This is a genomic window from Sorangium sp. So ce117 (assembly GCF_051524395.1).
Classification (GTDB): domain Bacteria; phylum Myxococcota_A; class Polyangia; order Polyangiales; family Polyangiaceae; genus Sorangium; species Sorangium cellulosum_B.
In genome coordinates, this window is the sequence record NZ_CP150309.1 from 11,105,816 (window position 1) to 11,131,885 (window position 26,070).

Genomic DNA, 26,070 nt, shown 5'->3' on the forward strand with positions numbered 1-26,070 from the left:
GGCTGTCCGCCCGCGCCGTCTCCCTGGACGGAGCCGTCAGCTCGGCCGCCCCGCTGCCCCGGCAACTCGACTTCACTGCCCCGGCTACCCTGAACCATCGCCCCGGTCTCCCTGCTCCCCCGTCCCACGGCTGCGCTCGCGTGCCACCTATATACCACGGTCCGGACGTATCTCTCTGCGACGGGGCGATGTCGAAGAAGGTCGACAACGGCGGCGCCTGCCCCGCGGCCACGTGAGGACACGAGACGAACACACCCGCGCCGGTTTTTCTGTTGACGAGAACACCGCCAAGGCGCGAAGATCATGGATTACGCTCGGGGACATTTCGAACTCGATCGAATAACAATGTTTCAACGCTGACCCGTCCACCCAGGGAGGGGAGCGGCGGAGAGCCTATGGGCCGAAACGGCAGGGCGGGATCCATCAGCGTCATTGCGCTGCTCGCGTTCCTCGTGTGCTTGAGACCGGCATACGGGGCGCCGAGCTCCATCACGTTCACGATAAACCATGCAGACTGCGGACAGAACAGCTTCGCGCTGTTCATGAACGGCACGCACCTGGAGACGGTGCCGAGCTCCAACGGGTGCTACTGCAACGCGACGCCGCTCGTGCGGACGATCACCGATCCAGCGGCGCTGGCGCTGTACGACCCCGCGCAGTGCAACGATTTCGGCGTGGAGGCGATCGGCGGATTCGACGGCGTCGGCTGGGGGTTCGTCCGCGTGACCGTCGAGTCGACCGCCGGCTCCGAGAGCGCGTGCATCTTCGACGCATGGGACGACAACCCGTATGGGCGCTGCTCGGATCGCGACCTGTGCCAGGGAAACAGCGTCTTCGGCTGGGCCGTCGAGGCGGACATCGACGGCGATGGGGTGAGGGCAGGGCTCGGCGCCGGCTGCGACAACTGCGGCGACGCGGCGAACCCCGATCAGGCGGACGTCGACGGCGACGGCTTCGGGGACGCGTGCGACCGCTGCGTGGGCCCCGGGAGATGGGACCACGATGGCGACGGCGTCTGCGGCGAGGTGGACAACTGCCTGGGCTGGTACAACCCTGGGCAAGAGGACGCCGACGGGGACGGCCACGGGGACGCCTGCGACTCCTGTGCAGGCTTCGGGATCTGGGACGGCGACTGGGACGGCGTCTGCGACGAGACGGACAACTGCCTCTACAGCTTCAACCCCGCGCAAGAGGAGGGCGACGGCGACGGCATCGGCGACCGGTGCGACAACTGCCCGCGCGTGCCCAACCCCGAGCAGCTCGACGAGAACCGCGACGGCATCGGCGACGCGTGCGACGTCTGTCCGGCCGCGGGCGATCGGGACCACGACCGGGACGGCGTCTGCGATCGGGACGACAACTGCGTCGACGGCTTCAATCCCTGGCAAGAAGACACCGACGGCGACGGGCATGCCGACGCTTGCGACCGCTGCCTCGGATGGAGCACGATCGACCGTGATTTCGATCTGATCTGCGACGACTTCGACAACTGTCCCGACTCGTACAACCTTCCGCAGGAGGACGCCGACGGCGACGGCTACGGGGACGCCTGCGACGCCTGCAATGGAGCGGGGATGTGGGACGCCGACGGCGACGGCGTCTGCGACGAGGAGGACAGCTGCCCCTACCTCTACAACCCGGCGCAGGACGACCCCGACAGCGACGGCGACGGCTACGGCGACCCCTGCGATTCCTGCTACGGGGCCGGGGACCGAGACTGGGACTGGGACGGGCACTGCGACGAGGCGGACATCTGCCGTGGCGTCCCCAACCCGGGGCAGGAGGACGGCGACGCCGACGGGATCGGCGACGTGTGCGACAACTGCCCGACCGCGCCCAACCCGGATCAGCACGACCTGGACTACAACCTCATCGGCGACACGTGCGACCTCTGCCCAGCGGCGGGAGACTGGGACTACGACCGCGACGGCACCTGCGATCGAGCCGATAACTGCCTGTACAACTTCAATCCCTGGCAAGAGGACAGCGACGGTGACGGCCGCGGCGACACCTGCGATCACTGTACCGGACTCAGCGAGTACGACTGGGACTGGGACGGGCTCTGCGACGACATGGACAACTGCCCCGACGTCAACAATCGCTCGCAAGAGGACGGGGACGGGGACGGCGACGGCGACGCCTGCGACTACTGCGATGGATCCGGGGCCTGGGACTGGGACGGGGACGGGCTCTGCGACGGGGCGGAGAGCTGCCCTTACGTCTTCAACCCGGAGCAGGAGGATCGCGACGGCGACGGGGTGGGCGACGCGTGCGACCTCTGCCCGCTCGTGCCCGATCCGGAGCAGCTCGACGTCGATCTCAACGGCCTCGGCGACGCGTGCGACACCTGCTCCGCCGCGGGAGACTGGGATACAGACCGTGACGGCGTCTGCGATCTCGTCGACGTCTGCTGGTACAGCTTCGACCCCTCGCAAGAGGACAGCGACGGCGACGGCTATGGCGACGCGTGCGACGAATGCCGGGGAGCGAGCCAGTCCGACTCGGATCACGACGCGGTCTGCAGCGACATCGACAACTGCGACGGCTTGTTCAACCCCGGCCAGGAAGACGCTGACGGCGATGGCCACGGCGACCCCTGCGACGGGTGTTCAGGCCGCGGCACCCGGGACGACGATCGCGACGGCGTCTGCGACGAGACCGACAACTGTGTCCATGCCAGCAACCCTGGGCAGGAGGACCGCGACCGCGATGGGCGCGGCGACGCCTGCGACCCCTGTGTGGGCTCCGGCGCCTCGGACGTGGATCGGGACGGCGTCTGCGACGACGTCGATAACTGTATTTATATCAGCAACCCCGGGCAGGAGGACCGCGATCGCGATGGGCGCGGCGACGCCTGCGACAACTGCCCGCTCGCGTCCAACCCCGATCAGCGCGACCTCGATGGCGATGGCCTCGGCGACGCGTGTGATTCCTGCTCCGCGGGAGACCGGGACGGAGACGGCGTCTGCGACACGAACGACAACTGTCCATCCCATCGCAATCCGGGGCAGGAGGACCGCGATCGCGACGGGCTCGGCGACGCCTGCGACTCGTGCGGGCAGGCGGACGGCTGGGACGACGACGGCGACAGGATCTGCGGCAACGCGGACAACTGCAGGTACCGCCACAACCCGGGGCAAGAGGACGGCGACGCCGACGGGCCGGGCGACGCGTGTGACAACTGCCCGAGCGCGCCCAACCCCGAGCAGCGCGACAGCGATGCCAATGGCGTCGGCGACGCCTGCGACCCCTGCTTCGCGGCGGGGGATCGGGACCCCGACCGCGACGGCGTCTGCGACCGCATCGACAACTGCCTTGGCCACCCCAACCCCTCGCAAGCGGACCGCGACGGCGATGGCTTCGGGGACGCCTGCGACTCCTGTGCAGGAGCCGGCGCTCTGGACCACGACGGAGATGGGCTCTGCGACGGCGAGGACAGCTGCGCCCGTGTGTACAACCCGGCGCAGGAGGACCGAGACGCGGACGGGATCGGCGACAGCTGCGACAACTGCCTGACGGCGCCCAACCCGGGGCAGGACGACGGCAACCACGACGGCATCGGCGACGCGTGCAGCCAGTGCATCGCCGCGGGAGACTGGGATACAGACCGCGACGGCGTCTGCGACGACGAGGACAACTGCGACGGGGAGATCAACCCCGGGCAAGAGGACGCGGACGGCGACGGGGACGGGGATGCCTGTGACCACTGTGCAGGGCTCGGCGTCTGGGACAACGACACGGACGGCGTCTGCGACAACGAGGACAACTGCTTCGATGGATTCAATCCAGACCAGAGGGACCGCGACGGCGATGGGCGCGGCGACGCCTGCGACCCCTGTGGCGCGGTGATCTCGAGCGGCACCGTTCGGCTGGGCGTCAACTGCAACGGCCAGCTGAACCTGTCCGACGGGTGGTGGACGGTGCCTACCTATACGGGCATCGTTTATCTGCGCGAGGGACGCTCCGTCGCCGAGGGCATCGAATGGATACCTGGCGCCGAGGGGTGGGGCGTCGGCGACGCGCGCACCTTGATCTCCAGCTATCCTGGGCGCATGGAGCTCGTCCGCTTCTCGGCCACGGAGAGCACGGCGGTCTCCACGGTCCGGGTGGGCTCGACCTTCCGCGTCACGCACGACTTCCACCCGTCGCCGGCGACGCCGTCGCTGTACGAGGTCGCGGTGACGATCGAGAACATCGGGGCGAGCCCGGTCGATCTGCGCTACCGCCGGAGCATCGACTGGTTCGGGTATGTCTACCACTCGGAGTTCGTCACCCTCCAGCCGGGCTCGGTGCCCGAGCTCGTCGGTACGGACACGGCGCCCTGGGGCTCGCACGATCCCTTCGGCTTTGTGGGGGAACAGCCCGGACCGGTGAGCGACCTGGGCCCCGGGAACTACGGTGCGCTCTTCGACTTCGACTTCGGCCCGCTCGATCCGGGCGACGCGCATGCATTCCGGCTGTTCTACGGCGCGGCGGGCACGCAGGCGGATGCGCTCGCCGCGCTCGAGGCGGTGGACGCCCAGGCGTACTCCCTGGATCGACTGGAGGAGTGGCCAGCGCCGCCGACCTTCATCCTGGCGTACAACGGCTCGGATCACGCGCCGATGTGCGGCGATGGGGCGATCGCGCCCGACGAGGAATGCGACGACGGGAATCGCACGAGCGGCGATGGCTGCAGCGCGGGGTGCCTCACGGAGCCCGACGCCGACGCCGACGGGGTGATCGACCTCGAGGACAACTGTCCGCTCGCGCCCAACCCGGGACAGTCCGACAACGACTACAACGGCGTCGGCGACGCGTGTGATGCCTGCTTCGCCGTGGGGGACCGGGACCACGACGGCGACGGCCTCTGCAACCGGAGCGACAATTGCTACGCCACCTACAACCCAGGACAGGAGGACGCGGACGGCGACGGCCTCGGCGACGCCTGCAACGACTGCGTAGGAACCGCAGCCTACGACCCCGACCTCGATGGGATATGCGAGACCCTGGACAACTGCGGGTGGCACTTCAATCCGGACCAGCGCGACCGCGACGGCGACGGCATCGGCGACCCTTGCGACGCCTGTGGCGCGGCGATCTGGAACGGTCGGGTTCAGCTCGGCGTCAACTGCGAAGGCCACCTGAACCTGGTGCTCGACCCGTACGTGCGGGACGAGTGGATCGGGATCTCCCGCGAGCCTCTGGGTCGTGACTCTCCCATCGATGGCCTGGAGGGCACCCCCGGCTCCGAGGGGTGGGGCGTCGGCGACACCATCGCGCAGGTCTCCGGCTTCGTGACGGATGGCCTGGACAGCGCCCCCGCGAACATGACGCTCGTCAGCTTCTCGGCCACGGAGAGCACGGCGGTCTCCACGGTCCAGGTGGGCTCGACGTTCCTCGTCACGCACGACTATCGGCCGTCGCCCGCGACCCCTTCGCTGTACGAGGTCGAGGTGACGATCGAGAACATCAGCGCGAGCCCCGTCGACCTGCGTTACCGCCGGGTGATGAACTGGAACATCATCGACTTCCGCGGGTCCGAGCACGTCACGATGCAGCCGGGCACGACGCCTGCGCTCCTCGGTACCGGCACGAGCCCCTGGAACCCGGCCGACCCGCTCGTCGCCGCGGGAGGGCCGCCCGAGCCGGTGAGCGACGTGGGACCCGGGGACTTCGGGTCGCTCTTCGACTTCGACTTCGGCGCGCTCGGTCCGGGCGAGTCCCACGTCTTCCGGCTGTTCTACGGCTCGGCGGACACGCGGGAGGAGACGCTCGCCGCGCTCGGGGCGGTGGGCGCCGAGGCCTACGCCCTCAGCCGGATGGCATGGGATGAGCTCGACTACGTCTTCGCTTACGCCGCGGCGGAGCGCGCGCCGGCGTGCGGCGACGGCGAGATCGATCCCGGGGAGTCGTGCGACGACGGGAACCTCACCGACGGCGACGGGTGCAGTTCGAGCTGCGTCGCCTGCGCGGACGGCGACGCCGACGGGGTGTGTGATCCCGAGGACAACTGCCTCGAGGCCGCCAACCCGTCGCAGGGGGACCGGGACCACGACGGCGTCGGCGACGCCTGCGATCCCGTGTGCGTCACGATCCAGCGCGGGCTCTTCGGCGAGGTCTCCGACACGACGGTCTGGGAGGCATACCCCCGTTACAACGAAGGGAATATGCCCTACGCCCACTCGGGTCACAGCGGCGGCTTCCCCAAGCGGGCGCTGTTCCGCTTCGATCTCGGCGGCTTCCCCGCCGGCGCGACGGTCGCATCGAGCACGTTCGGGGCCTTCGCGGTGAGCTCGGGCGCACAGGCGATCCGGGCGCACCGGATCACTGCGCCATGGGAAGAAGCGACGGTGACCTGGAGCAGCTTCGGCGCGAGCTACGACACGGCCGTCGAAGCGACCGTGACAGGGGTCCCGTACGGGGATGTGACCCTGGATCTGACCGATCTGGTGCAGGCGTGGCTCGACGGCGCGGCTCCCAACTTCGGGTTCCTCCTCGAGGAGGATCCAGGGGCGCGGACCGCATTCGGAGCGAGCGAGCAGACCAACGCGGGCCGACGTCCGTGGCTCACGGTCTGCTACACGGAACCGTAAAGCTCGTCCTGAAGATCACCACGAACCTTCATTCGCGCGATTAGGCGGGCCGCATCAGGGGGTGGCTCGGCCATCAGGATCGACAGCAGCTGGAGCACCGTCGTCACGCGGGCGTTCCTCGGAGGATCGCTGAACTTCGGTGCCACAGCATCGACCGATGCGGGGATCGGAGACAGCACACACCTCGTATTCGACCTGCCCGCTCCGCACCATGCCACATCGCACCACACATGCGCACACGCGCACGTATCACACAATGTATTGACTTTCCATAAAACGCCTGTTGTTCTTATGGTGTAAGGAGGCAGCAATGGTTGAGCAGAATTATACAATCAATCCCCACAACCAAAAGTATCCGGAGATCATCACCGAGACCGAGACCGAGGAGAAGTCCGAGTCGACAGAAGAGCAGAAGCTTGTCTACGAGTCGGGCGCCCCGAGAGGCACGTCGATCATCAAGAAGGTGACGATCACCAAGACCAAAATCCGCACCACCACCCCCTACACTGGAACGGTCTGACGGAAGGGCTGGTCGTGCGATCCGCACACGTCGTTACAGCTCGGACAGATGACGCAGACGAACCTTTCCGACCCGAGCTCGTCGAGCGCATTCGTGCGGCCATCGCCGAACGGCAGTTGACCATTCTGACTGGCGCGGTCGGCCTCGGGCAGGCCGCGTCAGTCCAGCACGCAGCCGCTCCCCTCTCGAGCTGGCACCTGTCCTTCGCCAACGGCAACTGGCTCACCGGTGGATACCTCAGCGGTTTTCACGAGCTGATCGAGCGGGAGCTGACATGGTCAGAGTCACATGCCCCCGACCTCGTCGCGCGTCACGAGCAGACGCTAAAGCGCGTGTTGCCGACGCGACCGTCCACAGCGTACCGTGTACCGAAGGACCTCACGCACAGCTCCGACCGCGAGGAGCGAACGCGATTCTATCATTCGGAGTATCAAAACAAGCTTCTCGTCGGTCTCGCCGAGTTCTTGCTCGATGCGCTCCACGCGCGCGATGCTCGTGTCCTCCTGGTCATCGAAGGCGCGAGTCACCTGTCGCCGACTTCAAGGAGCCTCGTCCGAATCCTCACGAGGCGGGAGGCGAGCGTCGCGCGGTTACGCTTCGTCATGCTGGATGAGGACGCCACCCACATCGACCCGGACGCCGCGGTCATCCCGTTTGGCGCTTACTCACGCCAGGAATTCGAGCGACACCTCGATCTAGCTCGGTTCTCGCAGGTGCAGCGGGAGGTCCTCCACAGGCTGAGCCGGGGCAATCTTCGAGTGGGTCGCGCCATGAAGCACTGCTTCGCGCGGGGCGTGACCGCGACGGGCCACCTCGACGCGCGGGCCGTCGTCGATTTCTACCTCGCCTCTCTCGACGTCGATGAAATAACGACGCTTGCCGCAGGCCACGTCCGCGGCACCTTCTCCGGAGACTTCATCGCTCAGCGGAGCGCCGAGATCACCGACCCCGCGGTCCTCGACCCCGAGAACGAGAGGGCGCACAAGGAGGCCCTGGAGCGATTCCGAAGGGGGGAGGGTCCGTTGGTCGTGGGGCACGGCCTGGCGATCAGCGACAAGCGACGACGGATCGAGTGCCTGGTCGAACCATGCGAAATACTCATGGGGATCGGGCTGTACGATACCTGGTTTTCATTCTTCGCCCCGATGTTCACAGACCACGAGCTGCGCACCCACGGCGACGGCAGCGGACCGGTGAACGGCCTCTTCATCAACGCCGCCTTCGTGCTCTATTCGATGGGCAACGCGCGGGTCTCCGTCCCGTTCCTGGAGGAGTTCCTGGCGCAATTTCCGCGAAGTCGCTTCGTCCCGACGGCCCTGTACGCCCAGTCGATGACGTATGGCCGGTATCAAATTCCGGTGGATCTCGAACGCGCGGAGACGTACGCCAGAAGGAACCTCGGCCTTATCGACGAGGAGTTCCGCGATCACGACAAATATACCTACATCAAGGTATTCGCGGAGAATGCGTACGCTTACATCAGGTCGCGACAGGGATTCCTGGAGGAGGCGCTCGACTACTGCGAGCGCGGCAACGCCGTCATCGTGGCGACTTATGGAGAGAGCGGGTATCGCCTGCACCGCTCGATCCTCATTTACAATACGAGCCAGATCTATGAGATTGTCGGGGATCTGACGCGAGCAGAGGCGCGGCTACGGGAAGCCATCACGTGCGATCCGTACTACGCCGAGTATCACAACGACCTCGGGAATTTGCTCTCCAGGGTCAAAGGACGAGAGCTCGAGGCGCTCGAAGAGTACGACCGAGCGATAGCGCTGTCGCCACCTTACTACGAAGCCCACCTCAACCGGGGAATCCTTCGCTCTCAGCTCGGGCAGGTCGCCGGCGCTCTGGCGGATTTCGAGCGGACGATCGAGATCAAACCCGAAGAATGGCGGGCGCTGCGAGAGCTGGGCAACACCAAGCTACAGCGTGGTGATGCACGGGAGGCGCTCGAAGCCTACGTGCGAGCGCTAGGCTATGAGCACCGCGACGCGGATCTCCATGCCAATGCCGGGCTCGCTCACTCCGAGCTGGGGAACGCCGAGGCCGCCCTGCTCCATTACCGTACGGCCATCGCTCTGAATCCCGCGCACGCAGCAGCCCACAACAACCTGGCAGCGGAGCTCCTCGGGCGGGGGCTGCTCGACGAGGCGCTCGAGCATGCGAGAACGGCCGCAAAACACGGGGACGACCCCGATTTCGCCGCAAACCTAGCGGCGATCGAGGGTCGTCGCAACGCACGAGCTTGACTGTCGAGTCGACGCTGCCGCGCCGTGCAAGGAGGCAGGTGAGGCTGGGCGGGACCGCCCGCTGGGTTTCTGTTTGACAACGCCCTGCGACCACCTAGCCTGAAGTATGCTGGAGACGTCGAGAGATATCCTTTTTCTGCTTCGTCCCGGCTTTGCAGACCCTGGGTATCCGGGACGCCTTTTTTTCTGCTGGCACTGCGCTCTTCTGGAGGGCGTGCTCGCTTCATTCCCGGAGCTCGCAACGACTCTCCACGTCGAAAGGATCGCGTGGGAGCGGCCACGACGAGAGGTCGTGGCCCTGGTGGGCGAAGAGAATCAGTCGCTTCCCTTGCTCATTCTGGCGGACGGGGCGCCGCCGGCGCTCGCGACGGGGTTTCATCGCGGGCGCGCTTTCGTCAGCGGGAAGGACGCCATCCTGCACATCCTGTCGGTGCGCCATGGCATTCCGGAGCCCCACCCATGATGGCCGTCAGCCGCCGTCCTCGCCCGGCTCGCCGCCGGTCCCCGGCGAGCGGCACTTCATCACCATGCGGATCTCGTTGCCCTTCTCGTTGTGCCGCACCTCGTCCATGAACGTGCGGATCAGCATCAGGCCGCGGCCGCTCGGCTTGTCCAGGTTGGCGAGATCGGTCGGATCCGGCAGGTTGCGCGGGTCGAAGCCGGGCCCCTCGTCGCGCACCACGTACGTCGCCTCGGTGCGCGTCTCGCGCGCCACGACGACCACGCGCCGATCCCGGTACGGGCTCTCCGCCCGGCGGCGCTCGACGAGCGCGGAGAAGGCGCTCGGCTGCTCGTCGAGCAGCGTCGAGCTGACCTCGAGGTTGCCGTGCACGATGGCGTTCACGAGCGCCTCGCGCAGCGCCACCGCGACCTGGATCCGGCCCGTCTCGTCGCACAGCCGCATCCGCCCCAGGCTCTGCTCGACGTGGCCCACCAGCGCGGGGACCTTCGCCACGTCGTTGTCGAGCTCGAAATGGGACTCGGTCGCCGTCAGGCACGAGAGGAGCTGCTGCTCCCGCCGATCGAGCCGCGCCACCGCGAGGACGTTCTCGACCGTGTTCACGAGCTCCGCCGCGAGGTTCCGCTTCGCGACGTAGCTCGCGGCGCCGCGCCGCAGCGCCTGCACCGCGATCTCCTCGCTGCCGTGCGCCGTCATCAGGATCACCGGGAGGTACGGGTGCTCGCGGCGGATCGCCTCGACCAGCTCCAGGCCGTCCATCTCCGGCATCTGGAGATCGGTCAGCACGATCTCGGGCATCGACCTGGCGATCGTCTCGAGCGCCTCGACGCCGTTCTCGGCGTACACGGGCTCCATCCCGGCGCGCTTCTTGAGCAAGCTCCCGGAGAGGCGCCGATCCATCGGGGAGTCGTCCACCACGAGCACCCTCACCATCGCGTCACCTCGCTATCAGAGCGCCGCTCGCCCTGCACCGGCGGCGCCGGGTCCGCCGGCGCGCCCTCACGCACGAACGCGGCGAGCTCGGGGAGCAGGCGCTCGATCTGCGCCCGCAGCGCGAACTGCGCCTCGGCCAGGCTGCCGAGCTCGTTCGCGCGCGCCATCTTCTCCAGCGCGAAGGAGGCCTCGAACGCGCCCCGCGCGCCGAAGCTGTCGACCCCGCCCTTCAGGCTGTGCGCGGCCCGCTGGAGCCTGCGGGCGTCGCCGGCGGCCACCGCGTCGTCGATGTCACCCATCCAGCGCGGGCACTCCTCCAGGAAGACCTCGGCGAGCTCGCGCAGGAGGTCGGCGTCGCCGCCCGTCCGCTCCAGCGCCTTCGTGCGATCGAACATCGGCCGGGCCGCGATCGAGGAGGGCGAAGGCAGAAGCCGCTCCTCCGATCGGGTGCTCGGCGGCCCGCTGTCGGACGCCGGCGAAGGCGCCGACGTGTACGAGCTCGGCGCGCCGAGCGACATGCGCGCCGGGTCCTCGATCTCCAGGGCGGAGGGCCCGGCGGCCAGCCGGTCGATCATGTCGTAGAGCTCGTCGACCTGCACCGGCTTCGACAGGTAGCCGTCGAAGCCGGCCCGGAGGCAGCGCTCGCGGTCGCCCTTCATCGCGTACGCGGTCACGACGATGAGCGGCATGTGCCCGCCCTCGCGCCGCTCGCGGGCCCGGACGACCCGCGCGACCTGGAGGCCGTCCATCTCGGGCATCTCCACGTCGAGCAGGGCCACGTCGTACTGCCCGCCCGCGATCTTCTCGACGGCGAGGCGGCCGTTCTCGACGATGTGCACGTGGTGGCCCTGCCGCTCCAGCCAGCGGCGCATCAGCTTCTGGTTGATCGCGTTGTCCTCGGCGACGAGCACGCGCAGGCCGCGCGCGCGCGTCCCGGGCGCGGCGCGGCGCGGGTCGGCCGACCGGAGCGAGGTCCGCGTCGGGACGCCGAAGGCGTGGAACACGGCCTCCTGGAGGTGGGACGTCTTCACGGGCTTCGTGACCATGGCGAAGACGCCGAGATCGCGGCAGCGCGCGACGTCCGCCTGCGCGGACGTCGAGCTGAGCAGCATGAGGACGCGCCCCTTCAAGATCTCGCGCTTCCGGCAGTGCTCGACCACGGCGAAGCCGTCGACCTTCGGCATGCGGGCGTCGACGATGGCGAGGCCGAACGAGCTGCTCGGCCCGACCGCGTTGCCCCCCGGCTTGCCCCAGGGCAGCGCCCACACGCCCGAGTCCTCCGAGAGCGCCGCGATCGCCGCCGCCCCCGAGTCGACGGGGACCGCCTTCATCCCCCAGCCCTCGATGGTCTCGGCGAGGATGCGCCGCGCGGTCGCGTTGTCGTCGGCGATGAGGACCTTCGTGCCGAGGAGGTCCTTCGGGATCTCCAGGCGGCGCGACCGGGCGGCGCCATCGAGCGCGCGGAGCTGGAGGGTGAAGTGGAACGTGCTTCCCTTGCCGACCTCGCTCTCGATCCAGATCTTGCCGCCCATCATCTCGACGAGGCGGGCGCAGATCGTGAGGCCGAGCCCCGTGCCGCCGTACTTGCGGGTGGTCGAGCCGTCGGCCTGAGCGAACGCGTCGAAGACGAGCCGCTGCTTGTCCGGGGCGACCCCGATGCCCGTGTCGATCACGCTCACGCGCAGCACCACGGCGTCGCCGAGCGCCTCGCCCGCGTAGAGGCTCGGCGTGCCCTGGCTGTCCGCGCTGGCCTCCTCCTCGGCGGTGGGGGGCGCGCGCGCGTCGACCTCGGCGCGGACGACGACCTCGCCGGCGTCGGTGAACTTCACCGCGTTGCTCACGAGGTTGACGAGGACCTGGCGCAGGCGCAGCGGATCGCCGACCAGCGCCTCGGGCACGTCGGGGCCGACGTCGTAGGCGAGCTCGAGCCGCTTCTCGTGGGCGCGGAGCGCGAGCGTCTTCACGGCGTCGCCGATGATCTCGCTCGGGTCGAAGACGACGGGCTCGATCTCGAGCTTGCCGGCCTCGATCTTCGAGAAGTCGAGGACGTCGTTGATGATGGAGAGCAGCGCGTCGGCCGAGATCTTGACCATCTCGAGGTACTCGCGCTGCTCCTGGGTGAGCTCGGTCTGGAGCGCGAGCGACGTCATGCCGATGATGCCGTTCATCGGGGTGCGGATCTCGTGGCTCACGCTGGCGAGGAACTCGCTCTTCGCGCGGCTCGCCGCCTCGGCGGCCTCCTTGGCCTGCTGGAGCTCGTCCTCGACCGCCTGGCGCTGCATGAGCAGGGCGCGCAGGCTCGCGGAGTGCTCGCGCTCGTTCTCGAGCGAGGCCTCGCCCATGGCGTCCGCGCGGCGCTTGGCGATGCTCGCCATCACCGCCATGGCGGGGGTGGTGACGGCGTAGACGATGACCCGGAGGAGGTTGTCTTCGTCGTACGATAAAAGGACGCCATCCTTGGAGAAGTAGAGCGCGAAGAAGACGCACGAGATGAGCGCCGTGACGATGCCGCTCCAGAGGCCGCCGCTGAACGCCGCGAAGACGATGATCATCGAGAGGATCGCGGGCGGGTTCGGGACGGTCCAGTCGAGCGCGGCCTCGAGCGTGGCGACGGCGCCGATGACGAGCAGCGCGAGCAGGGGGCCGAGCAGCGGGAGCACGAACTTCTCCCACGAGGGCCGGCTGAGGCGCCGCTGCAGCGCGGTGGGGAGCGGCAGGAACGTGCCGCGGCCGTCGGCGTCGCCGCCCAGCGACGGGCGGGGCTCGCCGCCCAGCGACGGGCGGGGGTCCGCGTGAGCGGTCCCCGGTGCGGCGACTGGCGGGGGATCCTCGGCCTTCGGCATGCCTTCATGGAGATAGCGGGGTCGCGATCGGGCGTCCACGGCCGCGAGGGTGGGCGGCCGTCGGGCGCACCGTGACAGCCGCGGCTCAGTCCGATGCCCCGGCGACCAAGACGACGCGCGCGTGGCGGGGAAAACGCCGCGAGAGATCCGACCCGCCAAGGACGACCGGACGCCCCCGCTGCCACGTTGCCATGGACGGTGCTCCCACCGGCGACATCGATCCGGGGCGGAGACCGCAGCCACAGGCCTCGCGACGCCGGAGGCCCGGAGTGCAGCGGAGAGGTTCTCGGCGAAGCGTCGCGGACTCGACAACTTTATTGGTGAATATCACATTTCCAGCGCAGCGGGTGGCAGCTTCCTCAGACTGCGTACAGGCTGCCACCTCACCGCGATTCCGAGAAAAAGCGCGGGAACAGCTCGGCGGTCACCCGAGCCGACACGAGGATGGCCTCGTGATCCCTCCGATCGCCAATCGAGGAGAACATACGCTGGAGCTCCTCGACGTGGCTGACGTCGTCCTGCGCATGGGACCTCAAAAACCGGAGCGCGCGCTGGATACCCGAGCTGCCGCCGCGCGCCACGAGGCGCTCCAGCGCCCTCGCACCGCTGTGGGCCGCCACGTACTCGAGGACATAACTCGTCCCCAGGATGGCAAGCGGAGAGCCGACGCTGCAGGTCGCCTCGTTGTAGACGACGTACGCCGTGACCGCGCTCGGCAGCGGAGCCTTGCGGACGGCGTCCGCGCGAGCGCCGAGGGTCAAGGCGTCTTGCAGCGCCCACGCCTCGTGCCCCCGCTCTTCGCGCGCCTTCTTCGCGAGGTGCTCGGCGATATCCGGATGCCTCCCCTGGGCCGCGAGACGCACACTGCTGCGCGCGAGCCACGCACTGCTCTCGCTCGTGTAGTGGAAGATCGGAACGAGCACGCACTCCGCGTACACGCCCGGCGCGATGGTCCCATCCATCAGGCTGGCTAGGATCGGGTTCTCTGGGAGCACAGCGTCGCAGGCCGCCGCCGTCTTCTCGACATCCATCATGAAGTCTGACATGACATCTCCTCTTCGTTGATCCGTCGTCCGATCGAAGACGTCAGAGGTGCCACGCGCCGCCCTGCGCGCAGGTACCGCGCCGCCGCCGTCATGACGTCCTGAACAGCGGCAATGAGAGGCTGAGCGAACATCCCGAAGTGTTCGTCCCAGATCGGCTCGCCGATGTAGCGCGCCCCGAGCTTCGCATCGGACGACACCGCCCTCGGGAGCCGCAGCCCCGAGAGGTCGCCAGCGCTTGCCCGGCGGCGCTCCTCGTCCGTGTAGAAGTGGAACCGCGGCGGCGAGCTCGGCCCGTCCGCCGCCCTGCGATGGACCGGGATGTCGCTCCGCATGAGCCCTCGCCGCGTGATCACCTCGTGGATGAGACGCGCCTCGTCTTCCGCGTCGCACTCGAGGTTCGCCGCGGAGATCCAATGCGTGACGCCGTGCCGGCGGCTCTCCGAGCACATCGCGATGCACAGCTCGGGGAGCGCCGCGGTCCTCGCCCGCCACCGCTCAAGCACGCAGAGCCGGCCCACCTCCGCGATCGTGCCCGGCGGGCCGAGGGCCGACAAGTCGATTCGGACCTTCGCTTCCAGGGGCAGCCCGTGTTCCCAGCCGGACGCCCTCACGACACCAGGGTTCGGGAGGACGAGCCTGCCAGCACCGATGCAGATCGCCTTCATTTGCCGTCCTCCTCGCGGATCACCACGATGAAGTGCCTGGTCGTCTCGAGCCCGTCGAACCGGTCGAACTCCATCGAGACCGGGGGCTCGCGGGAGGAGAGATATCCCTCCTCCTTGCCGAAGACAGACCAGCGGACCCGCAGGTGGGCTCGAACGTCGTCCGGCCGGGTGGCCAGCAAAGCGATGACTTCCTTCACGAGAAGATCTCCTTTCCGAGGCGACGCGCATACCGCTCCGGGGGCCGCAGGGACGTGCGGCCCGAGCAGCCATGAAGCGCGTTGACGTCGGACAGGGACGTCGTGTCGACCAGCGCGCCGCGTTGCACCCCCCCTGTCGCCGGAGGCCCTCCAGATCTTACCGACACGATCACGATTCTCGACGAGACCCCGGTGCAGGCCCTCGATCGAGCCGCCCCCTGGACGGACGCAGCCGGAAGGCAGGCGCCGCCTGCGTGGCGTCCGTCGTGGACGCTGCGTCGGAGGTCGCGCCATCACCCACGGACGCCCCCACGGCGCTGGGCGTCTCGTGTACCCCTTCCGGGGTATAGCTTCCGTCCTGCAGCCGTTCTACGCGGGGCTCTTGGCCAAGGGAGGTGCACCCATGGGTGATCGGGTCCGGAGTTGTGCCGACAAGCAGCGGCTCATCATCGATTTCCTGCAGACCTTGCACGGTTCGCTCGACCTCCGAACCGTCATCGATGCGGCCTTCCCCCTGCTCTTGAAGCTCGTGCCTGCCGAGTATGGCGCGCTGTGCGTCTCGAGGCAGGGAGAGCCAGGAGGCTACGATTGGTCCATGGTCGACTTCCCGATCGATTGGTTCAGCGCTTACGCGGACATGGCCCGCCACGACTTCGTACGCCAGGCCGTCCTGCGCCAGCCGAACACCGTGCTGCGTGACTCCGAGATGATCTCGCGGAAGGAGCTCACGGCGAACATGATGTACCGCCGCTCGCTCGATCTCCACATGCCGCTCGAGCATGTCATGTCCGTGCTGCTGGACTTCGGACAGAGCTGGCACGCGGGCGTCACCCTCTACCGCGGGCGCCAGCGCCCCTTCTCGGACGAGGAGCGCGACCTGCTCCAGTATATCGTTCCGTCGCTCGCCAGCGCCGTGCAGAACTGCAAGCAGTTCTCCGAGGCGTCGTGCGCCGGCCCGATGCTCGACGCGATCCTACAGCAGCAGGGCATCGAGGCCGTCATGGTGGGCGCGGGCTGCGCCGAGATCGCGCGCACGCGAGGCGCAGCTGCGCTGCTCTCACGGTGGTTCGCGCCGGTCGAGCTCAACCGGGCCGGGCTGCCTGCCGCCTTGCTCGATCAGCTGTCGGCCCTGATGCGGAACCGGGGTCGGGCGCCGGAGGTGTCCATGAGCCAGAGGAAGGTCGCGCCCTCGGGGCTCGAGCTCCAGATCACCTTCGTGCCGCTCCCCGAGGGGGCCGCAGCGGCCACCTGGGCGATCGTCCTCAAGGAGGATGCGCTCGTGCCCGCCACGTGGCAGGAGAGCCTCACCCCGCAGCAGCGTGAGGTCGCGTCGCGTATCGTGCTCGGCTGGGACAATCAACTGATCGCGGACGAGCTCGGGTGCGCGGTCGGTACGGTCAAGAAGCACGTGCTTCACATCTACGACAGGATCGGCGTGTCGAGCCGCTCGGCGCTCTGCCGGGCAGCGCAGCATGACAGATCGCCGCACGCTGCCGCCGCGACGCGGCTGTCACGCCGGTAGCGCCCGTTGGACTGACGACCTGTCCATGGGCTAGGATCGCCCGCGCATGGAACGCGACGACGATCGCTGGGATGTGCTCGCGCAGAGCGCCGTCCGCCGCGGTGCCGCCGGCGAGGCGCTCAAGCAGGTGTTCATCGCCCTGCGCGCGGGAGAGTGGAGCCTCATCCGCGCCGAGGCCAGGCGGCAAGGGCTGGCGGCGGATCGGGCGTTCTGCGAGGAGATCGCGCAGCGGGTCGTGCTCGACTTGTGGCAGGACTTGAGCAGCGGCCGCATCGAGGAGGTAAACAACCCCGGCGGATTCCTCCGGGTGCTCGTGCGTCGCACCATCATCGACCTGCACAAGAAGGACCGACGCCTCACGCTGTCGCCCCGCGCCGACGAGGACCCGCTCGCGGAGCTGCCAGACCCGGCCGCGAGCCTCGAGGACAGGGCCGCCTTGGCGATGGTGCTCCGGGAGTGCCTCGCGGCCCAGAGCCCGTCGGACCGCCAGGTGCTCTGGTCCCACGTCGTGTCCCCGAGCGCTGTAGATGCGGCTCGGCAGCTCGGGATCCCGGCCGGGACCTTCTACGTCCGGCTACTCAGGACGCGCGGGCGGCTCAAGGACTGCCTGGAGAGCAAAGGATACACCGGGGAGGAGCTGCGTCATGGGAGGAGCTAGGTCGTTCACGGAGGCCTCGCTGAGAGAAGCCCTGCACGACACGCTCTCGCGGATGGCGGACAACACGGATACCGCCCTCTCCGCCTGGGACGGCCTCCGCGCCGCGATCCACGCCGCCGGCCTCCCCGACCCAGGAGTGATGGATGACGCCGAGTACCTCCGGCTCCTCAGCGCCGGGGAGAGCGATGCTCGCGAGGAACGGCCGGCGGGCCCGGAGCTCGAGTTCCTGGCACGAGGCGCCGCGGAGTACGAGCCGTTCCCGGTGTTCGACGTGGTCGCCGGCCAGGCTCCGGCGCACCACGAGGGCTGGCCCGTCGTCGCCGTGGAGGAGAGCGGCGCCATCGCGGTCTCGCTGCCGCGCGCGTTGCTGCCGCACCTCGCCGCGCTGCGGATCCGCGATGGCCAGGACCATTGCCCGCTCGATTTCGTGGACAGCGTTGTTGCCTTGCGCCCTGACATGGGCTCGAGTGCAAACGAGGATGTGCTGCGCGGCGCCACACCCGGCTCTGAAGCGCAATCCATCGGTCCGGCCGCGAAGGGCAATGTCCCCGAGGAGACGGCCCGAAGGCTGCTTGGGCGTCGGCGCTGAGCCTTGGCCACAAGGAAGCTTCGCACGGCGCCGTCGCGGCGCGGTGCCCGGTGTGCTTCCCGGTTTTGCGGTACGATCGAGACCAGGTCGAGCGAGCCATGAGAGAGCATCTTCCCCCGCCCTCAGCAGTGTGGTTTGCCCTGATCGTGGGCATGGTGCCGAGCGCGTGCGGCCCGCCTCGCTCGCCGGAGCAGGCGGAGGCCGAGGCGGCACGGGTGCTCACCTGGGCCGTGGGCAGGTTGAACCGGGATCCCATGCCCGCGACGGGAGATGGGCTGGTGCTGCTCGTTCCAGCAGGCGCTCCACCGACAAGCGGCATGCCCGTGGCAAGGGCATGCGCGGGAGCGACCTCCTTCATGCCAGCGCCCGGCCACCACCGACGGTTCTTCGTCGCCTGCGGCGGGACGATCTTCGTGACACAGGAGGCGACGCTCTCGCCGATGCGCGGACAAGATCGAAGCCTGTACGTCTGGAATCTGCTGGCGTTCCGCGCCGCCGAATCGCCGCTTCAGCTGCTCGTCAGCGCCACGCCCACCGGAGCGTCGGAGACGCAGATTTGGCAGCTGCAGATCGAGGAGCTGTCGACGACAGGAGCAACTCCGGTCCATGGAGCGGCCGAGCTCGCCTCCATGGATGCGTTCTTCGCGACGTTCCATGTACCTCGCTGCCTCGGCGCGGCGCGGCGATGCCTGGTCCTGAACCAGCCGTCGGGTGACGAGCCGCAGGTCCTCGATGTATGGGATGGTCGCCCGGATGCGGCCACACCGGTCCAGGAGTTCAGCAAGGTGCTCGTGCAGGATGTCGCGTGGGCGTCACGGGACGGCAGGTGGCTCTACATGCTGGCCGGCCAGCAGTGAGCCCCCAGAGGTCGCGCGAGCGCCGACCCCGCTCACCTCAGCCCCTGCGCCGCGAGCGCATCCCGGAGGCGGTGAGCGAGCTCGGGGGTCTTTTCGCGGGCCAGGATGTCGTAAATACACGTGCCCATGACCGCGCCGCATACCAGCTCTCGAAAACTCTCGTCGGACGCGTCGGAGAAGACCCGCTGCCCTGGCGGCAGCTGGCTGTAGCGCTCCACGAGCACGTCCGCCTCGGCCGACAGTCCAGGGAGGCCCAGACGCTGCGACGCGATCACGCGCATGAGCGCGTCGTGCACGGCGGTGGTCGGATCGAGGTCGGCATGTTCCAGCCGCCGCAGAGCGTCCGAGATCGGCCGTGCGCTCCCGGGGACGCGGAGCAGCGCCGCCGCGCGGTTGAGCATGTACAGCGGATCTGCGTAGCTCTCCCAGGCCTCGTCGTAACCGGAAGCGGCGGCGTCCCACTGTCCGGCGCGACCACGCCACCACGCCCGGAGCCCAAGCATGCGCCCGCGCAGCACCGGGCTCATGCAGCCGCCCGCGCTCTCCTCGACGAGCCGCTCCAGCCGCGCTCCGTCGACGGGCGACGGCTCCCCGGGGCCGGCGCGCAGCTGCGCCGTCATGATGCAGGCGGCGATCTCGGCTGCCTTCATGCGCACGCAGGGCTCGGGCGAGGCATCCAGCTGCTCAAGCAATCGCGCGGCGTCATCGAGTTGGCCGAGGTCACAGGCGCGGCGGGCGAGCCAGAGCTGCGCGATCGCCTGAAACCGTCCCCCCGGCGCGGCGCTCGTGGCCAGCGCCCGCGCGGCCTCCTGTGCATCGTCGCAGGCGGGACACGCCTCCATGTAGGAGGCCCTGGTCACGGAGCACGCCCAGCCCGAATCACCGCCCACGGCCGAGCCACCGCAGTGCCGCTGGAGGATCCGCCGGTCGGTGCGCGCAGGTCGGCAATCCGGAACAAGCAGGTTCACGAGCCTGGCCAGACTGCTCACCGTGTCGGCCTCTCCAGGGTCGATCTGCGGACACTCCACCCGGCGGGTGGCGATCCCGCGCGCGGAGGCGTCGGCGACGGTGAGGGCGCGCAACGCATGCACCAGGCGCGCGCGCTGCTCGACGCTCCGCAGGTCGATGGGCTCGATGCTGCCGTGGAACACATCGCCTGCCTCGAAGGACCCTAGCGGAACGATGCGGGCTGTCGCGCTTCTCTCCGCGATCACGAGGAACGAAGCTCCGCTCGCCCTCGCGGCCTCTGCGAGCTCGGCATCGGAGCGGCCTGCGGCGCGGACGGGGATGCACCGGGTCTCCTCGGGGCCGTGCTCCTCGAGCGCGCTGCACAGCGCTGCAGCGGTGTCGCGGCCCGCCCCCCACGACAGCCAGGGCGCAGCGACGACGATGCCGGCGTTGGACAGGGGGGATGGGACCAGGAGGGGAGGCCAGAGCGCCGCTGCGGCCCCCGCTGCGGTCGCCCCGGCCGCGAGCCAGCCGGCCAGCCGCTGGCCACGCCCCCGTCGCGCCGCCTGCGCGGCCGGCCTCCTGATGAGCGCCGCGTCCTCGGTGGTCCGCAGGAAGAGCACCGGCAGGGCGAACGCAGGATCCCCCTCGAAGTACAGCGCGTGGCGAGCCGCGGCGACGGCCGCGGCGATCGGCGCCCCAGCGATCAGCCGCTCGTAGAGCGTCTTCGAGAACTGGCGGGCTGCCGCGTCCCGGATGGCGCCCTGCATGGCGATGACGGCGCTGACGCCCGCACCGAGGAGCATGGACGCCACCGACCTGGAGTGACCGGGCTCGGCCCCATGGCATGCGTTGAGCACGACCAGGCGCAGCTCGGGGTGCGCCTCGTAGATGCTCGCGATCTGCGGAGCGCCGAGCGCTCGAGCGCGGCCGCGCTCGTCCGCGACGACAAGAGCGCCTCGGCCGCGGCTGTCCACGACGCCGTGCGCGGCGAGGTGCAGGATGTGGCACCGGCGCTCGTGGAGCACTTCTCGGAGGGACTCTGCCGTCTGTCCTCTAGCCCAGACGAAATCGACCCATGCCGGATCGGACAGGCTATCGAACATCTCCTCGAGCATTCGCCGCTCGGCTTCGACATCGACGGGTGAATGTTCCGCCGGGGCCGCGCCGAAGGCCACGACGCGGAGCGGCGCCTGGTCCGGTCCAGCGCATAGCGGCGCGACGCGGGCCAGCGGATGACGGACGATGGCGATCGACGGCGAGGTGGCGAGAAACGTTCCCTTGTCGGGATCACGCAGGAGCTCCCAAGGCAGCGCGAGCAGCTCATCCTGGCTCATGCGGAGGCGCAGCCGCAGCCCCTCGCCCGCGACGAGGCGGTCTCGGGCCGCTCGGTACAGCGCCGCAACATCGGCCGTGAAGAGCGCGGCGGTGAGCTCCTGCCCGATGGCCTCCAGGCGGTCCATGGTGGCGCTGCCCGAAGCTTCGCGCTGCGAGGCGAGCGCCCCATGGTAGCGCCGGAAGACGTCCTGGAACTCGCGGGCGAGCTCGACCCGGACTCGGGATGCGCCTTCCACCTCCTCGCGGCGAGGACCGTGCGCCCTGGCAACCAGCCGGCGTTGCGGTCCGTCCAGATTGAGATCGATCGCGAGCTCTCGATAGAGCACCGTCATCGCGGCCCATTCAATGAGATGTCCCGAGGCACGTCAAGGCCGGCGATCCCGGCGCGGCGCACGCACGGAAAAATTGCACCATGACAGAGGCCGCCCAAACGACGCGACAGAATCCGCGTGCCAAATGAGAATTCAAATCGGCACAGCGGAAGGCGAGCTTCGCAGGGTCAAAGGCCGTTTGAATCCAAAAAATGGCTGGACACCGACGAGAGTTGTTGAGATGTTCCTAGGTGGCTGGCCTCTCGGGGTTGTTGTGAGGGACCAGCGTCTACACAGCCATGAAGAGGCAGCTCGCGGGGTGGCTCGTCCCGGTGATCATGGGATTGTCTTGTTGCGCTTTCGTAGATACGCCGAAAGAGTACGTTGGCGCTGACCGGGCCCAGAAAAGGGACGTGAGGAACAAAATGATGTGGGCGGGCGACGCGCTCGCCCATGCACGACGCCTTGACAAGGAAGGGAAGTATGCAGAGGCGATCGACAGCGCCAGGCAGGTATGGACCGTGCTCACCGATGCGCTAGGTCCAGAAGACGCCCGTCTCGCCGAGAGCATGCAGGTTCTGGCCACGCTCTACACGAAGGTCGGTCGTTACGCGTCGGCGGAGGGCCTGCTCGACTCGGCCCTCGCGCTGCGGAAGCAGGGCGCGCAGCGGGACGACAAGCTCATCGCCGACACGCTGAGCAGCATGGCCGTGCTGTACCGCGAGAGGGGCAGGGCGCCTGAAGCCGAAGCCCTGTCTGGCCGCGCGGTCACGATGCACGAAGAGCTGGTCGGGGCGTCGAGCCCCGAAGTTGCACGCTCGCTGCATCTCCTCGCCTCGCTCCATCGCGATCGGGGCGACTACGCCGCCGCGCGCCTCATGTGCGAGCGAGCGCTCGCCATCCGGGAGCGAGCGTCGGCGCACGAGGCCGCGGACCTCGCCGAATCCCTCAATCTCCTCGGGAGATTGTACCTGGACGTCGGCGATCACGCGGGTGCCGAGCCCGTGTTGCAGCGGGCCCTGGGGCTCCACGAGCGGGCGCTCGGCGCGGCTCATCCCGAGCTCGCGACCACCCTGAGCGACTTCGCCGATCTGCACCGGCAACGAGGCGAGCCGGCGCGCGCCGAGCAGCTCGCCAGGCGCGCCCTCGCGATCCGAGAGCGCTCCCTCGGGCCTGCTCACCCCGCCGTTGCCGCCTCCTCCGGGCAGCTCGGCAGCCTGTACCGTGAGCGAGGAGATTTCGTGCGCGCCGAGCGGCTCACGCGGCGCGCGCTGGAGGTGCGGAGATCGTCGCTTGGACCTGAGCACCCGGCGATCGCTGCATCCCTGGACGACTACGCGGGCCTGTACCACGACTGGGGCGACTATCCTCGTGCCGAGCGCCTCTACCAGCAGGCCATCGAGCTCAAGGAGCGCGTGCTCGGCGCTGACCATCTCAGCGTGGCCACGTCGCTGGGCCGCATGGCAAGGCTGCAGCGCGATCAGGGCGACTACGGGAGCGCCGAGCGCCTCCAGCACCGGGCGATGACGATCCAGGCGCGCACGCTCGGGCAGCGTCATCCAGAGCTCGCGAGCACGATCGACGACCTCGCTCAGCTCTGCATGGACCAGGGGGAGTATCCGCGAGCCGAAGAGCTCTACCGGCGCGCCATGTGGATCCGCGAGGAGACGTTCGGCGGCGATCACCCGGACATCGCCACATCCCTCACCAACCTGGCGAGGCTCGCGTGGAAGCGGGGGGACGCGGCGCTCGCGGAGCCTCTCCTGGAGCGCGCCCTCACCATCAGGATGCGCGCGCTCGGGCCGGAGCACCCCTCTGTCCCGATGTCCCTGCGCTACCTGGCGCAGGTTTATGCCAGGCGCGGCGACGACGAGCGAGCGGAGCTCACGTACCGGCAGGCGCTGTCCCTGCAGGAGAAGCTGCTCGGCGCATGGCACCCGTCGGTGGTGCCGCTGCTCTACGATCTCTCCGGCATGTACCTCGCGCGAGGTGATGTCACCCGCGCGCTCGACGCCCAGGCACGCGGAGCCGCCGTCCGGGATCGGCACGCAGCGCTCCTCCTCGCCGCCGGGTCCGAGGCGAAGAAGCGCGCGTACATGACGATGCTCGAGAGAGAGACCTCCGAGACGATCTCACTCCACATGAAGCACGCGACGGCGGACAGCAACGCTGCGCGGCTCGCACTGACGACGATCCTCCGGAGAAAGGGGAGCGTCCTCGACGCGATGGCCGACAGTCTCGCCGCGCTGCGGGGCCGACTCGGCCCCGAGGATCGGCGAGTCCTCGACGAGCTGGCCTCGGTGCAGTCGGAGCTCTCCACGTTGACATTGCGCGGCCCGGGCTCGGCCCCCATCGACCGGCATCGTGCGGCGCTCATCGCGCTCGAGCAGAGACGGCAGGCCCTTGAGGCCGACATCAGCCGGCGGAGCGCGGAGTTCCGGGCACAGGCCCCGCTCGTAATCATCGAGGATGTCCTGGCGGCGCTGCCCGATGCGACCGCGCTGGTGGAGATCGTGATGTACGAGCCCTGCGATCCGCGGACGGCGACGTGTGGAGCGCCGCGCTATGCTGCCTACGTCCTCCGCGGCGACGGCGGAGTGCTGTCCACCGACCTGGGCGAGGCATCCGAGATCGACGCCAGCGTGAGGGCGCTTCGCCGCGCGCTCGCGCAACCTTCCCTGGACCCCAGGCCTTCCGCGCGCGCGCTCGACGTCAGGCTCATGGATCCGATCCGCGCGCTCCTCGGCGGCGCACGTTCCGTGCTGGTGAGCGCCGATGGTGCGCTCAACCTCGTTCCGTTCGGAGCCCTCATCGACGAGCGCGGATCGTACCTGGTCGAGTCCTTCACATTCACCTACCTGACGAGTGGCCGAGACCTGCTCCGTCACAGGGGCGCTCGCCCGGCGATCGGGTCGAGGGCGCTGGTGATCGCTGATCCGGACTTCGGATCCGCCGCCGTGCCGTCGGGAGTGCGCGGCGAGAGCAGCGGACCGAGCGCCGCGAACCGGCGCTCGGCCGACATCGGGTCCGTCATCTTCCGCCCGCTGCACGCCACCGTCACGGAGGGGCGAACCGTCGCGAGGACGCTCGGCGAAGCGCGCTTGCTCATCGGGCCCGATGCGACCGAGGAGTCCCTCAAAGCAGCTTCTCGGCCGCACGTGCTCCACCTCGCCACGCATGGGTTCTTCCTGACCGGTAAGGCGCGGCCGCGGCCGACCGCGGACGACGGCCGTCTGGCCCAGAACGCGCCGGCAACGATTGGGGCGATCCCGATGGAAAATCCGCTGCTCCGCTCAGGCATTGCGCTCGCGGGCGCCAACCGGCGCGCAGGAGACGGAGAGGATGGCATCCTGACGGCGCTCGAGGCGGCCGGGCTCGACCTCCAGGGCACTCGCCTGGTCGTCCTGTCCGCGTGCGAGACGGGCGTCGGCGAGACGAGCTCAGGCGAAGGCGTCTACGGGCTACGCCGCGCGCTCGTCATCGCGGGCGCCGAGACGCTGGTCATGAGCCTCTGGAAGATCGATGACGAGGCGACCCGCGAGCTGATGACCGCGTACTACACCGAGCTTCAGGCCGACCGAGGGCGGAGCGACGCGATGCGCGCCGTCCAGCTCTCGATGCTGGCGAGCGGGCGGCGTGCGCACCCGTACTACTGGGCAAGCTTCATCGTGGCCGGGAACGCGACGTCCGCGCTCGGAGAGCCGGACCTCCCCCGCCCCGCTGTCCAGCCGCTGCCGCCATGGTGGTGTGGGTGCGCGGCGCCCGGGGCGGCCGCGAACTCGCGGGGCTCATGGGCCATCCTCGCCCTCGCGTTGGGGCTCGCCAGGCCGGCGGCGAGGCGTTCGTGGGACTGGCGCCGGCGCGGCCGGCCCCGGGTTGCCACTGCCGCGCTGGCCGCTCTCCTCGCGCTGGCGGGGTGCGGTCCGGCCATCACCTGCACCGTCACGAGGACGACGTCGGTGCTCCGGCCGCCCTCGCCGGCGGGGCAGGTCGCCATCAGCTCGATACGTGTCCCGGAAGAGGGGGCCGTGCAGCTCGGCGTGGTGTGGGCCCAGAGCGAGGAACGAACATCGATCGAGGAGCTCATGCAGGAGCTCATCACATCCACCGCCGCGATCGGCGGCAATTTCTTGAAGATCGATCACATCTCCACGCAGTTTACGGTGGAAACGGACGGCGTGGCCGTCTTCATCAGGAAGACCAGGGAGAACATCCAAGCCGAGATCACGCAGATCCTGGGCCGCGTTTACTGGGTCAGCGAGGCGACGCCGTGAGGCTCGCTGCGTTGACGGTCTGCCTCGGCGTGCTCGGGTGCCACACGCCCCTCCGGAGCGAGCTCACGTGGAGCGTGATGGT

Annotated in this window: 16 protein-coding genes; 9 read left to right on the forward strand and 7 right to left on the reverse strand. The window is 69.1% G+C overall.

Going from position 1 to position 26,070, the window contains the following annotated elements; genetic code table 11:
- Positions 1–395: 395 nt before the first annotated feature.
- Positions 396–6,575: a thrombospondin type 3 repeat-containing protein gene (locus WMF46_RS41690; RefSeq protein ID WP_437982319.1), complete on the forward strand. Its 6,180-nt coding sequence runs from the start codon at positions 396–398 to the stop codon at positions 6,573–6,575.
- On the opposite strand, the gene WMF46_RS41695 is transcribed toward WMF46_RS41690, so the two are convergent.
- Entirely contained in the window at positions 6,560–6,682 is a 123-nt protein-coding gene (locus WMF46_RS41695) for a hypothetical protein (RefSeq protein WP_437982320.1), read from the reverse strand. The genes WMF46_RS41690 and WMF46_RS41695 overlap by 16 nt on opposite strands.
- Before the next feature lie 203 nt (positions 6,683–6,885).
- Between WMF46_RS41695 and WMF46_RS41700 the strand changes: the two genes are divergently transcribed.
- The 3 genes from WMF46_RS41700 to WMF46_RS41710 all read left to right on the forward strand — a co-directional run bounded on the left by WMF46_RS41700 (position 6,886) and on the right by WMF46_RS41710 (position 9,810).
- Complete coding sequence (locus tag WMF46_RS41700; RefSeq protein WP_437982321.1) at positions 6,886–7,095, forward strand: hypothetical protein; 210 nt, start codon at positions 6,886–6,888, stop codon at positions 7,093–7,095.
- Between the two features lie 116 nt (positions 7,096–7,211).
- Positions 7,212–9,347 (forward strand): tetratricopeptide repeat protein, encoded by a 2,136-nt coding sequence (locus WMF46_RS41705; protein WP_437982322.1) that lies wholly within the window; start codon positions 7,212–7,214, stop codon positions 9,345–9,347.
- Positions 9,348–9,453: 106 nt separating this feature from the next.
- Positions 9,454–9,810, forward strand: coding sequence for a DUF3088 domain-containing protein (locus WMF46_RS41710; RefSeq protein WP_437982323.1), 357 nt, complete (start codon positions 9,454–9,456; stop codon positions 9,808–9,810).
- Between the two features lie 6 nt (positions 9,811–9,816).
- On the opposite strand, the gene WMF46_RS41715 is transcribed toward WMF46_RS41710, so the two are convergent.
- The 5 genes from WMF46_RS41715 to WMF46_RS41735 all read right to left on the reverse strand — a co-directional run bounded on the left by WMF46_RS41715 (position 9,817) and on the right by WMF46_RS41735 (position 15,491).
- Positions 9,817–10,740, reverse strand: coding sequence for a response regulator (locus WMF46_RS41715; RefSeq protein WP_437982324.1), 924 nt, complete (start codon positions 10,738–10,740; stop codon positions 9,817–9,819).
- Positions 10,734–13,583, reverse strand: coding sequence for a response regulator (locus WMF46_RS41720; protein ID WP_437982325.1), 2,850 nt, complete (start codon positions 13,581–13,583; stop codon positions 10,734–10,736). The genes WMF46_RS41715 and WMF46_RS41720 overlap by 7 nt, the downstream gene beginning before the upstream one ends.
- A gap of 383 nt (positions 13,584–13,966) precedes the next feature.
- A complete protein-coding gene (locus WMF46_RS41725) occupies positions 13,967–14,629 on the reverse strand; it encodes an iron-containing redox enzyme family protein (RefSeq protein ID WP_437982326.1) in 663 nt (220 codons plus the stop codon).
- Positions 14,614–15,294: a GNAT family N-acetyltransferase gene (locus WMF46_RS41730; protein ID WP_437982327.1), complete on the reverse strand. Its 681-nt coding sequence runs from the start codon at positions 15,292–15,294 to the stop codon at positions 14,614–14,616. Before WMF46_RS41730 ends, WMF46_RS41725 begins: the two co-directional genes overlap by 16 nt.
- On the reverse strand, positions 15,291–15,491 hold the full coding sequence (locus WMF46_RS41735; RefSeq protein WP_437982328.1) for a hypothetical protein: 201 nt from the start codon (positions 15,489–15,491) through the stop codon (positions 15,291–15,293). Before WMF46_RS41735 ends, WMF46_RS41730 begins: the two co-directional genes overlap by 4 nt.
- Positions 15,492–15,894: 403 nt before the next feature.
- On the opposite strand from WMF46_RS41735, the gene WMF46_RS41740 reads away from it, so the two are divergent.
- The 4 genes from WMF46_RS41740 to WMF46_RS41755 all read left to right on the forward strand — a co-directional run bounded on the left by WMF46_RS41740 (position 15,895) and on the right by WMF46_RS41755 (position 19,117).
- Positions 15,895–17,013, forward strand: coding sequence for a helix-turn-helix transcriptional regulator (locus tag WMF46_RS41740; protein ID WP_437982329.1), 1,119 nt, complete (start codon positions 15,895–15,897; stop codon positions 17,011–17,013).
- 46 nt (positions 17,014–17,059) lie between these two features.
- The gene (locus WMF46_RS41745; RefSeq protein ID WP_437982330.1) at positions 17,060–17,671 is read left to right on the forward strand and encodes an RNA polymerase sigma factor; all 612 of its coding nucleotides are present in this window, start codon (positions 17,060–17,062) and stop codon (positions 17,669–17,671) included.
- Positions 17,658–18,260 carry a hypothetical protein gene (locus WMF46_RS41750; protein ID WP_437982331.1) on the forward strand — a complete coding sequence of 201 codons (603 nt, stop codon included), beginning with the start codon at positions 17,658–17,660 and terminating at the stop codon, positions 18,258–18,260. The genes WMF46_RS41745 and WMF46_RS41750 overlap by 14 nt, the downstream gene beginning before the upstream one ends.
- 98 nt (positions 18,261–18,358) lie before the next feature.
- Entirely contained in the window at positions 18,359–19,117 is a 759-nt protein-coding gene (locus tag WMF46_RS41755) for a hypothetical protein (RefSeq protein ID WP_437982332.1), read from the forward strand.
- A gap of 32 nt (positions 19,118–19,149) precedes the next feature.
- Here the strand turns inward: WMF46_RS41755 and WMF46_RS41760 are convergent, their stop codons facing one another.
- A complete protein-coding gene (locus tag WMF46_RS41760) occupies positions 19,150–21,735 on the reverse strand; it encodes a CHAT domain-containing protein (protein ID WP_437982333.1) in 2,586 nt (861 codons plus the stop codon).
- Positions 21,736–22,127: 392 nt separating this feature from the next.
- On the opposite strand from WMF46_RS41760, the gene WMF46_RS41765 reads away from it, so the two are divergent.
- Positions 22,128–25,988: a tetratricopeptide repeat protein gene (locus WMF46_RS41765; RefSeq protein WP_437982334.1), complete on the forward strand. Its 3,861-nt coding sequence runs from the start codon at positions 22,128–22,130 to the stop codon at positions 25,986–25,988.
- The last annotated feature ends 82 nt before the right edge of the window (positions 25,989–26,070 follow it).

Excerpts from the sequence above, each read along its gene's own strand:
- WMF46_RS41690 (WP_437982319.1), top strand. The coding sequence starts at position 396 with ATGGGCCGAAACGGCAGGGCGGGATCCATCAGCGTCATTGCGCTGCTC.
- WMF46_RS41700 (WP_437982321.1), top strand. The coding sequence starts at position 6,886 with ATGGTTGAGCAGAATTATACAATCAATCCCCACAACCAAAAGTATCCG.
- WMF46_RS41710 (WP_437982323.1), top strand. The coding sequence starts at position 9,454 with ATGCTGGAGACGTCGAGAGATATCCTTTTTCTGCTTCGTCCCGGCTTT.
- WMF46_RS41715 (WP_437982324.1), bottom strand. The coding sequence starts at position 10,740 with ATGGTGAGGGTGCTCGTGGTGGACGACTCCCCGATGGATCGGCGCCTC.
- WMF46_RS41720 (WP_437982325.1), bottom strand. The coding sequence starts at position 13,583 with ATGCCGAAGGCCGAGGATCCCCCGCCAGTCGCCGCACCGGGGACCGCT.
- WMF46_RS41725 (WP_437982326.1), bottom strand. The coding sequence starts at position 14,629 with ATGTCAGACTTCATGATGGATGTCGAGAAGACGGCGGCGGCCTGCGAC.
- WMF46_RS41730 (WP_437982327.1), bottom strand. The coding sequence starts at position 15,294 with ATGAAGGCGATCTGCATCGGTGCTGGCAGGCTCGTCCTCCCGAACCCT.
- WMF46_RS41740 (WP_437982329.1), top strand. The coding sequence starts at position 15,895 with ATGGGTGATCGGGTCCGGAGTTGTGCCGACAAGCAGCGGCTCATCATC.
- WMF46_RS41745 (WP_437982330.1), top strand. The coding sequence starts at position 17,060 with ATGGAACGCGACGACGATCGCTGGGATGTGCTCGCGCAGAGCGCCGTC.
- WMF46_RS41750 (WP_437982331.1), top strand. The coding sequence starts at position 17,658 with ATGGGAGGAGCTAGGTCGTTCACGGAGGCCTCGCTGAGAGAAGCCCTG.
- WMF46_RS41755 (WP_437982332.1), top strand. The coding sequence starts at position 18,359 with ATGAGAGAGCATCTTCCCCCGCCCTCAGCAGTGTGGTTTGCCCTGATC.
- WMF46_RS41760 (WP_437982333.1), bottom strand. The coding sequence starts at position 21,735 with ATGACGGTGCTCTATCGAGAGCTCGCGATCGATCTCAATCTGGACGGA.